Genomic DNA, 10,494 nt, shown 5'->3' with positions numbered 1-10,494 from the left:
CCCACACCTCCCCATCCTCCTTTTTTTCCCTCCGCCTAACTCACTTTATATTCCCGGGGCCCCCCCCCCCGGGCGGGGGGGGGGGCCCCACGTCATGAGAAGGCGAGGAAGGGCAGGGTCAGAGAGAGAGCTCCTGCTCCTCCGTCAGGGCGATGAGGATGTGCTCCATGCACGCGTGACCCGCGCGCTCGGCGGCGGCGGCGTCACCGACGGCGATGGCGCGGGCGATCGCCTCGTGCGGGATGTACGTGCTGTTCAGGGTGCTGTTCAGCGAGGTGCCCGCGGCGGTGATGCTGGCACGCAGCGCCGCCGAGAAGTCCTCGTAGAGATCGATCAGCACCTGGTTGTGGGTGGCGCGGACGACCGCCATGTGGAAGGCGAGGTCGGTCTCGACGAACGCGTCGGGCTCTCCCCGCTCCCAGGCCCGCTCCCGCTCGGCCAGCGCCGCCTCGATGCCGGCGATGTCGGCTTCGGTGCGCCTGGTGGCGGCCAGTCTGGCGGCCTCCACCTCCAGGGCGCGCCGCACCTCCAGGATCTCGAGCTGCTCGGCCGTGCGCAGCCGCCGCAGCATGGCCCCGGAGAGCTCGCTCGTGGCACGGACGTACGTCCCGTCGCCCTGGCGGCATTCCAGCAGCCCGGCGTGGGTGAGGGCGCGCACCGCTTCACGCACGGTGTTGCGCCCCACCCCGAGCTGCTCGGCGAGCACGGTCTCAGTAGGAATCTTCGCGTGCATCTGCCAGGAGTTAGAGGTGATCTGCTCCTTGAGTTGATCGATCACCTGATCGACGAGGGATGCTCGCTGCGCCGTACGCAGACTCACCGTCCGCCTCCTCCGGAGAAACCAATCATCCTACGAATCAATGACTGGTAGACCCTAGTTATTCCGGAGGTGCAAAAACAAATCTGGGACTTCGGCAGCGGGCCGTCTTAACGGACCAGAGCCGAATCGACTGTCACGCCCACCATCGCGTCGCGCACTCCGGCAGCCTCAAGAGCCTTACGATACGCACCGGTCTGCTCGTCGACCACACCGACCTGGCCGTAAAGGTCTCCCAGGTCGCGCCAGGTCCGCGCGGCCTCCCGGTCGGGACCGGAAAGGTCGTGGCGGACGCCGCTCAGCGACTGCCTGGCGGTGTGCAGGGCCGCCGTGGCGTCGCCGCCCAGCCCGCGGGCGAGCGCGACACGGGCGAGAACCAGCTGCGCGGTGGCCGCGAGGGTGCCGGCCCGGTCGCCCAGCGTGTCGAGGGCGGTTCCGGCCAGGGCGGTCGCGCCCTGCGGGTCTCCGGCCCCCAGCTGGACATGGGCGCGTACGACGAGACTCCTGACGTGCTCGTGGACGTGCTCGGGGAACGCGGCGAAGACCTCGCTCGCGGCGGTCGCGAGCTCGCGGGCCTCGTCGAGCGGCTCGTCGCCACCGGTGACGGCGAGACGGGCCCAGTCGGTCGCGATGAGGGCGAGCTGCGCGGCCATCCGCGCCGGGCGGCCGGTCGCGATCGCGTCGTCGGCGAGGCGGACGGCGAGCGCCGAGTCCTCGCCGTCGGCGGCGGTGACGCTCGCCCGCCAGAGGGTGTGGATCTCCGCGGTGCGGTTGACCACGCCGGGGACGCCGTTGACCGACAGGACGTCCCGGACGTAGGACAGGCTCGGCGAGCCCGGCTCGCGGGTGCCGCCGATCCCCGTCAGGGCGGCGGCCAGCTCGATGGCGATCTCTCCCTGCGCCAGGGGCAGCCGGTTGATCTCGGCGAGCGCGTGGACGGCCAGGTCGCGGGCGCGAAGGATGTCTCCGGCGCGCTGGTAGCAGCGGCTCAGCGCCACTGCCAGCGGCAGGTCGGCCAGCCGCTCGGGATGGGCGGCGGCCTCGCGGCGCAGGCGCTCGAAGGCCTTCACCGCCGGGCCGATCTTGTTCTGCACCTCCAGGGCGCGGGCGCGGCCGAACCGCGCGTGCGCGGCCAGCATGGCGTTCTCCTCGCCGGCGACCTTGACGATCTCGCCGAAGCGGTCGGCCGCGACGGACGGGTCACCGTGGAGGAGCTCCAGCTCCGCGTGGCGCAGGCCGAGTTCGGTGTCGATGCGCTGGCGCGGCTCGATCCCGTGCAGCAGGAACTCGGTGGTGCATCCCAGGCGGTCGGCCAGCAGGCGGGCGACCACGGGGGTCGGGGTCCGCTTGCCGGACTCGATGAGGGAGACGTAGCTGTCGGAAAGGTCCGGCCCTGCGAGCTGGGCCTGGGACATACGCCTGCTCAGGCGCAGTCCGCGGACGCGGTCACCGATGGTTCCCTGACTCGGCATCTGATCTCTCAGGGCGAAGGATGGTCAATGTTCTCGCCATGATTGCATGAAGAAGTCGAATCAGGTAACCCCGAGTGAAAAATCCTCACCGGAAAGTGTCAACGGTGCTCATGTTCCGCGGACACACATTCCCGTGCCATTGCGGCACGGGATGCTAATCATCCGAATCGTTACCCCCGGGGAAGAGCATCTGGCAGACCTCCAGGTAGAGGGTCTCGGGGTACGGGATGTAATTGACCCTCGACAACGCCTGGTCCTGACCCGCCGACTCCAGGACGAACTCGCCGTAGCCGAGCATGCGGCCGAGAATCGAGCGCTGGAAACTCATGTCGGTGACCTTGCCGAGCGGCATCATGTCGACCTTGCGGGTGATGAGCCCCGTGGTGAGCAGCATTCGCTTGGAGGTGACGACGAAGTAGTCGACGGACCACTCGGCGACCTTCCAGACGAAGCGGATCAGCAACAGCAGCCAGGCCCACCAGACGACGACGAGCGCGCCGCCACCGCCCTGGTCGCCGAACCACTTGCTCAGCAGTCCGGCGAGGATCAGGCCGCCGAAGACCTCGGCGACAGCGCGAAGCAGCACGGCCGGGTGACGCCGCACCATGATGACCTGGTGTTCGTGGGGGAGCAGATAGCGGTTGACCGACGAGGGAGCGGAGTCCCCGTGGGTCACGAGCCTCATGACAGATGTGAGACGAATTGGGCCAGAGAATCGGCCGCCGTGTAAACCGTGTCCATGGCACCCCTCACAGCGTTGGCCGCGTCACCTGGTCGTGTGAACAGGAAAAACGCCACAAATCCGACAGCGCCGTACGTTAGAACCTTTTTGACCTGCACCTTGGCCTCCTGCTACCGCTCACCCACTGCACCCGCCATATACATTACCCAGGGCCATGCCGAGGTAAAGCGCATCGGCCGATTCGGTCTCGTGCGCGTCGCGAGGATCCTGTCCGAGGCCCTCGCGGGGCACTTCCGGCCGGCGCGCCCGCCGTCGTCCGCCGCCCGCGTCACCCGCGCTCGCTCGCGACCAGCGCGAGGACCTCGAGGTGCTTGCGGGCGATCCGCTCGACCAGTGCCGGATGGGCGTGGCCGACCACCTCCAGCGCTCCGTAGTGGGCCGCCTCCACGCAGCGGGTCACCGTGGTCGCCGGATGGATCTCCGAGAACTCGTCCCTGAGCGCGGCGCTGAACTCCGCGTACGGGTCCGGCTCGGTGTCCGGGATGATTCGCTCGCTCATGGTTCTCCCTGGTGTGCGCCCGCGGCCTCGGCGGACCGGGGACACAGAAGAGATGTCTTCGCCACGCTTAGTACCCGGAGAACCGCATCGTGTAACGGTCGGTGAGTAGAAGAACCATCCTTCAAGGGAAAAGGATGGTGCTGGAAATCCCGGGGCCGGGCCCGCGGGCCGTCGTACGGGAGAGACCGGGAGCGTCTCAGACGACGCCGTAGAGGCGGTCTCCCGCGTCGCCCAGGCCGGGGACGATGTAGCCGTTCTCGTTCAGCCGCTCGTCCAGGGCCGCGGTCACCAGGCGGATCGGCCTGCCGGTGCCGGCGAAGGCCTCGTCGAGGTGGGCGATCCCCTCGGGCGCGGCCAGCAGGCACAGCGCGGTCACGTCGTCGGCGCCCCGGTCGAAGAGGAACTTGATCGCGGCCGCGAGGGTGCCGCCGGTGGCCAGCATCGGGTCGACCACGTAGACCTGGCGGCCCGAGAGGTCCTCGGGCAGGCGGGTGGCGTAGGTCTCCGCCTCCAGCGTGGACTCGTTGCGGATCATCCCGAGGAAACCCACCTCGGCCGTCGGCAGCAGCCGGGTCATGCCCTCCAGCATCCCCAGCCCCGCGCGCAGGATCGGGACCACCAGCGGGTACGGGTGCGCCAGCCGCACGCCCTCGGCGGGGGCCACGGGGGTCTCCACCGACCACTCGGTGACGCGGACCTGCCTGGTCGCCTCGTAGGCCAGCAGGGTCACCAGCTCGTCGGCGAGCCGCCGGAACGTGGGGGAGTCGGTGTTCACATCCCGCAGCGCGGTCAGCTTGTGGGCAACCAGGGGATGGTCGACGACCAGGGTTTCCATGGTGGTCAAAGGTATCCTGGGCCGGCGGACGGCGATGAGCCGGGGGGATGACGGGCCACACCCGCCGGACATCGTCCGGTCGCTCGGATTTGATCACAATTTGGTCGGAGAGGCCCACGTCGGTGCTTCGCTTCTGAAAGCATTGACCTCCGTAGAGAAAGCATTCGGTGGGGATGGCCATGTCAGACGAAGACTCGCTGGACTTTGCCATCGTGATCTACCGCGAGGACGACCGCTGGGAGGCGGAGATGCTCCCGGTGTCGCTCACCTCCGACCTCGAGGGCCTCATCCACGCCCTGCGCCAGCAGCCGAGCATGAACGGCACGATTGGCCTGGTCGCCGTTGGGGATGAGTTCTTCGTGGCGCTACGGGTGTTCGGTGAGAGGGTCGAGGTCTTCCTCTCCGACATCGCCGCGTCCTGGGACTTCCCGCTCGCGCAGCAGGCGCTGGAATACCTGGACGTGCCGGTTCCGGACGAGGACGAACTCGACGCGATCCTCCAGGACGAGGAGACGGCGCTCCCCGCGGGCGACCTGTCGATCTTCGCGGACCTGGGTCTCGACGAGATGGAGCTCGGCATCCTGTCAGGGGATATCGACCTCCTCCCCGAGGACGTCCTGTCAAGCATCGCCGCGCGGCTGGGGTTCTCCGAGCCGTTCGAACGCGCCATCGACTCTGTGTTCGGCTGACCTCGGGAGATCGGCCATGCCCTCCAGACCATCCAACAGTGTGTTCTCCGCCGCCTTCGTCCGTACGACGGACGGTTGGAACGGTGCGGAGGTCGATCTCAGCGAGGCGGAGATCGCCGACGACCTCGGCGACGCCGTCCAGGAGCATCTGGGGCTCACCGGTGACGAGCTGGCCCTGTTGTGCGTGGAGGTGGAGGACGAGTGGTTCGCGATCGTCCGCTACCAGGGCGATCTGGAACCGCGCACGTTCCTGTCCGACGCCCACGCGGGTCTCTCCGACGACCTGGGCGAGCTCTTCACCGAGCTCGCCGGGGTGGCGGTCGACAAGGACACCCCCGACCTGGGCGTACGGCCGGCGGGCGACTTCGAGCTGCTGGACGACCTCGGGCTGAGTTCCGAGGAGCTCGTCGAGCTCAGCATGGAGGAGGGCGCGCTCCCCGCGGACACGCTCTCGGTGATCGCCGAGCGGCTGGCCTTCGCCGACGAGCTCGACCGGCTGCGCTGACGGGGACGCCGTGACCAGCCCGACGCGGGCGGACGCGCTGACCGGCCCGGTTCCGGTGGTCTTGCCGACCGGTTCGGCGCCGTTGGGCTTGTCGATCGGCCCGGCGTCGGCGGGCGATGCGGTGCCGGTGGGTGTGCGGTGAGCGGTCCGGTTCCGGTGGGTTATGTCCGGGAGATGCGGCTCGCCCTCGCGCAGGCCGCCGAGGCCGGAGCCCGGGGGGACGTGCCCGTCGGCGCGGTCGTCCTCGGTCCCGACGGTTCCGTGCTGGCACGGGCGGGGAACGACAGGGAGGTCTCGGCCGACCCCACCGCGCACGCCGAGATGCTCGCCCTGCGGCAGGCCGCGAGATCGCGCGGCCAGTGGCGGCTGAGCGGCTGCACGCTGGTGGTCACCCTGGAACCCTGCACCATGTGCGCGGGGGCCGCCGTGCTCGCCCGGGTCGACCGCGTCGTCTACGGCGCCGAGGATCCCAAGGGCGGCGCCGCGGGGTCGCTCTGGGACGTGCTCAGGGACCGCCGCCTCAACCACCGGCCCGAGGTCCTCGGGGGCGTCCTGGCCGACGAGTGCGCGGCGGTTCTCACCGAGTTCTTCACCGCTCGACGGATGCGCGAGCAATAGCGGTTATCCGGTAAGCTGCTCCGCGGTGGAGTCGCCTAGTGGCCGAGGGCGCACGCCTCGAAAGCGTGTGATGGGGCAACCTATCCGTGGGTTCAAATCCCACCTCCACCGCCACGGGAAGAGCCCCCGATCCGCACGCGCGGGTCGGGGGCTCTTCGCTTGTCACCGAGACGATCCGTGGGCGGAGGGGCTCACTCCCCGGAGGGCAGGTCCAGGACCCGCGCGTGCAGGACCGAGCGCTGGTGCAGGGCCGAGCGCAGCGCCCGGTGCAGGCCGTCCTCCAGATAGAGGTCGCCGCGCCACTGGACCACGTGCGGGAACAGGTCGCCGTAGAAGGTGGAGTCCTTGGCGAGCAGGGAGTGCAGGTCGAGCACCGCTTTCGTGGTGATCAGGGTGTCGAGCCGGACCTGTCGCGGCGGTATCTGGGCCCACTCGCGATGCGAGAGACCGTGTTCTGGATAGGGCCGTTCGTCGCCGACCAACTTGAAGATCACGGTATGTAGTTTAGGAGAGAATCCCGTCTCTTGCCTGGCGGGATTCTCTCCTCCCAGCTCAGAGCCTGTTTTCAGATGCTCCCGGCGAAGGTGTCGCACTTGCCGGGGTCACCGCTCTGGTAACCGGTGGTGAACCACTTGACACGCTGCGCCGACGTCCCGTGGGTGAACCCCTCGGGGTTGACCCGGCCCTGGGTCCGCTCCTGGATGCTGTCGTCACCCACAGCGGAGGCCGCGCTGAGCGCCTCCTCGATGTCCGTCTTCGTGAACGGCTTCTCGAACAGGCCGGTCTCGTACGCGTTCTTGGCCCAGGCGCCCGAGAAGCAGTCGGCCTGCAGCTCCAGGCGGACAGAGCCGCTCTCCGGGCCGCTCTCCGGGCCCTCCTGGGCTCTGGCGTTGGTGCCGAGCAGGTTCTGGACGTGGTGGCCGTACTCGTGGCCGATCACGTAGGCCTGGGCGAAGGGGCCGCCCTTGGCGCCGAACTTGCTCTCCAGCTCCTTGAAGAAGCTGAGGTCCAGGTAGACCTGGCGGTCGGCCGGGCAGTAGAAGGGGCCGACGGAGGCGTCGGCGGCGCCGCAGGCGGTGTTGACCTGGCCGGAGAACATGACGGTCTTGGCCGGTTCGTACCCCTGGACCGCCTTCGGCCAGTAGTCCTGGATGCTGTTGACCACCCCGACCACCCGGCACTCCTCGTTCTGGTCGGCGTCCTGCCCGGTTTTGCACTGGGCGGTGAGGTCGGAGCTCGGCCCCACCGGGGCGGGCTGGGAGGAGCCGCCGGTGATGTCCCCCGGGTTGATCCCGAATATCAGGGCCACGATGAGCGCGATGATCCCCGCCGCGCCGCCGCCGATCGCGATACCGCCACCGGGGATCCTTCCCCCGCCGCCGCCGCGACTCTCGACCTGCGAGCTGTCCAGCTGGGCGTCATCCTTGAAATCCATCGCCGACGTCCCTTCGATCCGCTTGGGACCCTCCGACTGCCCAGGGGAGGGCCGACCATGCCGACGGGGCCGGACACCCCCTCGGGGAAGGCACCGTGGCTCGGGTGATCACTCGGGTGATCAGGTGACCGGGGCGGGGCGCCCTCGGGTCCTGCCGCGTCCACCGGGCGGGGCGGACTTCTCCCTTCGCTGTTGTGGACATTCCCCCCAAAAATCCGTCTACGCGACTGAACGGCTGGTCAGGGCAGGTGAGGCGGCCGGAACCCGGCCCTGACCGGCGATCCGGGGGCCGTACCGGTTTCGGCACTTTCTCGGCACGAGGGTTCGCCTATTTTCTGCTCTCGCGCACGGTACGGGGTCTCCCGGGCCGTGCACCGATCACACGGCGGCGCGGGTCCGCCCGCGACGGCCCGGCCCGTTGCCTCTCCGGAAGAGAAGATGAAGACGTCCCAGCTGCGCGTACCGCCCGCCGTCCCGCCGGAACCCCTCCCGCGGGGGTCCACGCCACCGGAGACCTCGCGGGAGCACCGCCTCGACCTGCTCGTGCGCGAGCACGAGAAGGCGCTACTGGCCTACACGGAGAAACTGCTGCACGACCGCCACCTGGCCGAGGACATCGTGCAGGAGACGCTGATCCGCGCCTGGCACCACGCGGAGCGCCTGCACGACTCGCAGGGGTCGGTACGCGGCTGGCTGCTCACGGTCGCCAGGAACCTGGTGATCGACCGGTCCCGGAGCGGGTTCCACCGCTACGAGGTGATCGGCACCGAGACCCTGGAGGTGCTGCAGCGCGACCACGCGGACACGGTGGCGGCCGCGGTGACGGTCACCGGGATGCTCGACTCGCTCTCCGCGGAGCACCGCGAGGTGCTCGTCCACACCTACCTGCGGGGACGCACCGTGAGCGAGGCGGCCAAGGTCCTCGGCATACCGATCGGCACGGTGAAGTCCCGGCAGTACTACGCGCTGAACCACCTGCGGGCGCACGAGCGGTACGAGAGCCCTAGGGCGGCCTGAGGGCGGAGCGGCCGGCCCGCCGCGTTCCACGTGATCAGGCCGGGGCCGTCGTCGCCGGCCGTGGCCGTGTCGGGACCGTCACCGCCAAACGTGATCAAGCCGGGGTCGTCGTCGCCAGCCGTGATCACGTCGGGGTCGCCGCTGCCGGCCGTGACTATGTCGGGACCGTCACCGCCAGGCGCGATCACGCCGGAGCCGTCACCGTCAGCCGCAGGAGGGGGATCTCCACCGAGCCGTCCGGGGCCGCCCGCCAGCGCCAGTGGGCGCCGTCGGCGTCCCCGCACACCAGGGCGGTCCAGCCGAGCCCTCCGGGGCCGCTCAGCGCGGCCAGGTCGGCGCTCTCCCGCGCCGCGGGTGTGCCGGGGACGACCAGCAGCCCCTCCAGCGGGCGGGGGCGAGCCGTCGCCCGCAGCGTGCCGGTCCCGCGCGCGGCGACCGGGACGCCCGCGGTACGCCGTCCGGAGGGCTCGACCCTCGGCATGGTGGGGGGAAGGGCGACGGCCGGGCCGTCGGCCACCTGGATCACGGCCACCGGCACCGACGGCCTGTCGCGGGCCACCCCGGCGAGCAGCCCCTGCACGACGTCGCGGGCCACCCCGCGGTCACCGGTGACGCTCAGCGCCCCGTCCAGCCGTCCGAGGTCCACGAAGACCTTCCCGCCCCGCTCGTCCACGCCCACCGCGACCAGGCACGGCGCGGGGACGTCCGGGCGGCGGGGGGCGGCGGGGCGTGCGAAGGCGCCGGCCGGGCGCCACCAGCGCGCCTCGCCCAGATCCTGCCAGGGGGCGGGTGGGGCGCCGGTGGTCGCCACCCACGCGGTGACTCCCTCGCCGCCGACGGAGATCGCGTGTACGGCATGATCCCCGGGGACGATGAGAGGGCCGGTGAGAGGGCCGGTTAGTTCGGCCAGTGCCTCGTAGGCCACCCGAAGGGACTCCCCGTCCCCCGCGAAGGTCGTCGTGAGCGACCTCCTGAACCTGAGCCTGCGCGCCCGGCGAACCGGTTCCCCGAGGCGGTGGACCGCGCGCGCCACCGCGCCGAACGCGCGCCGCACCCGTCGCCTGGCCATGATCCCGGCGGTCAGCAGCGCGAGCAGCAGGGTGCCCAGCCCCGCGAGCGCGGCCGGGAGCGGGAGCACGATCGCGGCGGGGGCCTGGGGTGGGGGCTGGACCTCGGCCGGTGCCGTGTTCGCGGCGCTCCCGGATTGTCCCGTGCCTTCGGGCTGTCCCGTGTCGCCGTTCTGTTCTGTTTCGCCGTTCTGTCCTGTGCCTTCGGGCTGTCCGGTACCGCCGCCGGTTTCCTGGGCCAGCCGGACGTCGGGGCCGCGCGCGTCCTCGGGAAGTTTGAGGATCCAGCCCGCCCTGAGGTCGGTGGGGTCTCGCAGGGCGGATCCGTCGGCCTGGGTGCGCCCGCGGTTGAGCTCGAAGATCTCCCCGGCCCGGTTCGGGTCGCCCAGGGTGCGCGCGGCGGCGTTCGCCAGGGTGTCCGGCGTCCCGCCGTTCTGCTCGGCCGTCTTGACCACGTACACCTTGACGAGGTCGTTCGCCTTGACGAGGTCGTCGCTTCTCGCGACCGCCGTCCCGCCGAGACAGCCGAGGTACAGGGCGGAGCCCAGGGCCAGCAGCACGACGGTGGCCACCCGTCGCAGGGCCGCCCGCCCGGAGCCCTTACGGGGCCGGCGGGCCGCGCCGGAGCCGCCGATGCTCACCATGTGGTTCCACCCATCTTCTCGGCGCCCGCCGCGCTCTGGTCAGGCACCCGGGGGACCGGACGCCCCACCGCGCCTCACAGGGCACACGTGGCGGACGCGAAAAGGGTTCGACGCAATTTCGCATATGTCGGGTTTGAACCTTTTGTGGTGAAGG

12 protein-coding genes and 1 tRNA gene are annotated in these 10,494 nt (G+C 70.4%); 5 read left to right on the top strand and 8 right to left on the bottom strand.

Annotated features, from left to right (window positions below; translation table 11 throughout):
• Positions 1-118 precede the first annotated feature (118 nt).
• The 5 genes from ACFYWM_RS05040 to upp all read right to left on the bottom strand — a co-directional run bounded on the left by ACFYWM_RS05040 (position 119) and on the right by upp (position 4,365).
• Positions 119-820: a FadR/GntR family transcriptional regulator gene (locus tag ACFYWM_RS05040; RefSeq protein WP_389908714.1), complete on the bottom strand. Its 702-nt coding sequence runs from the start codon at positions 818-820 to the stop codon at positions 119-121.
• 107 nt (positions 821-927) lie between these two features.
• The gene (locus ACFYWM_RS05035; protein ID WP_389908711.1) at positions 928-2,289 is read right to left on the bottom strand and encodes a helix-turn-helix domain-containing protein; all 1,362 of its coding nucleotides are present in this window, start codon (positions 2,287-2,289) and stop codon (positions 928-930) included.
• A gap of 154 nt (positions 2,290-2,443) precedes the next feature.
• Entirely contained in the window at positions 2,444-2,974 is a 531-nt protein-coding gene (locus ACFYWM_RS05030) for a PH domain-containing protein (RefSeq protein ID WP_329087979.1), read from the bottom strand.
• A gap of 325 nt (positions 2,975-3,299) precedes the next feature.
• Positions 3,300-3,530, bottom strand: coding sequence for a hypothetical protein (locus ACFYWM_RS05025; protein ID WP_389908707.1), 231 nt, complete (start codon positions 3,528-3,530; stop codon positions 3,300-3,302).
• Positions 3,531-3,726: 196 nt separating this feature from the next.
• Entirely contained in the window at positions 3,727-4,365 is a 639-nt protein-coding gene (gene upp / locus ACFYWM_RS05020; protein ID WP_389909311.1) for a uracil phosphoribosyltransferase, read from the bottom strand.
• Positions 4,366-4,544: 179 nt separating this feature from the next.
• Between upp and ACFYWM_RS05015 the strand changes: the two genes are divergently transcribed.
• From ACFYWM_RS05015 to ACFYWM_RS05000, 4 genes are all read left to right on the top strand, one after another.
• Positions 4,545-5,054, top strand: coding sequence for a tRNA adenosine deaminase-associated protein (locus tag ACFYWM_RS05015; protein WP_362688075.1), 510 nt, complete (start codon positions 4,545-4,547; stop codon positions 5,052-5,054).
• A 16-nt stretch (positions 5,055-5,070) separates the two neighbouring features.
• Entirely contained in the window at positions 5,071-5,559 is a 489-nt protein-coding gene (locus tag ACFYWM_RS05010; protein WP_389908703.1) for a tRNA adenosine deaminase-associated protein, read from the top strand.
• Between the two features lie 174 nt (positions 5,560-5,733).
• A complete protein-coding gene (gene tadA, locus ACFYWM_RS05005) occupies positions 5,734-6,177 on the top strand; it encodes a tRNA adenosine(34) deaminase TadA (protein ID WP_389909309.1) in 444 nt (147 codons plus the stop codon).
• Positions 6,178-6,201: 24 nt separating this feature from the next.
• Positions 6,202-6,291: transfer RNA gene (locus ACFYWM_RS05000), tRNA-Ser, on the top strand.
• 77 nt (positions 6,292-6,368) lie between these two features.
• Here the strand turns inward: ACFYWM_RS05000 and ACFYWM_RS04995 are convergent.
• Positions 6,369-6,671 (bottom strand): type II toxin-antitoxin system VapB family antitoxin, encoded by a 303-nt coding sequence (locus ACFYWM_RS04995; RefSeq protein ID WP_389908700.1) that lies wholly within the window; start codon positions 6,669-6,671, stop codon positions 6,369-6,371.
• A 71-nt stretch (positions 6,672-6,742) separates the two neighbouring features.
• Positions 6,743-7,612, bottom strand: coding sequence for a neutral zinc metallopeptidase (locus ACFYWM_RS04990; protein WP_389908697.1), 870 nt, complete (start codon positions 7,610-7,612; stop codon positions 6,743-6,745).
• A 438-nt stretch (positions 7,613-8,050) separates the two neighbouring features.
• On the opposite strand from ACFYWM_RS04990, the gene ACFYWM_RS04985 reads away from it, so the two are divergent.
• Complete coding sequence (locus ACFYWM_RS04985) at positions 8,051-8,629, top strand: sigma-70 family RNA polymerase sigma factor (protein WP_389908694.1); 579 nt, start codon at positions 8,051-8,053, stop codon at positions 8,627-8,629.
• Between the two features lie 184 nt (positions 8,630-8,813).
• Here ACFYWM_RS04985 and ACFYWM_RS04980 read toward each other — a convergent pair whose 3' ends face one another.
• Positions 8,814-10,340, bottom strand: a complete 1,527-nt coding sequence (locus ACFYWM_RS04980; protein WP_389908691.1) for a hypothetical protein — start codon at positions 10,338-10,340, stop codon at positions 8,814-8,816.
• Positions 10,341-10,494: the final 154 nt, after the last annotated feature.

The sequence above is a fragment of the Streptosporangium sp. NPDC002721 genome (genome assembly GCF_042888905.1).
Lineage (GTDB): Bacteria > Actinomycetota > Actinomycetes > Streptosporangiales > Streptosporangiaceae > Streptosporangium.
Note: the sequence above shows the minus strand (reverse complement) of the source record. Positions and strands in the feature narration are given on the sequence as shown.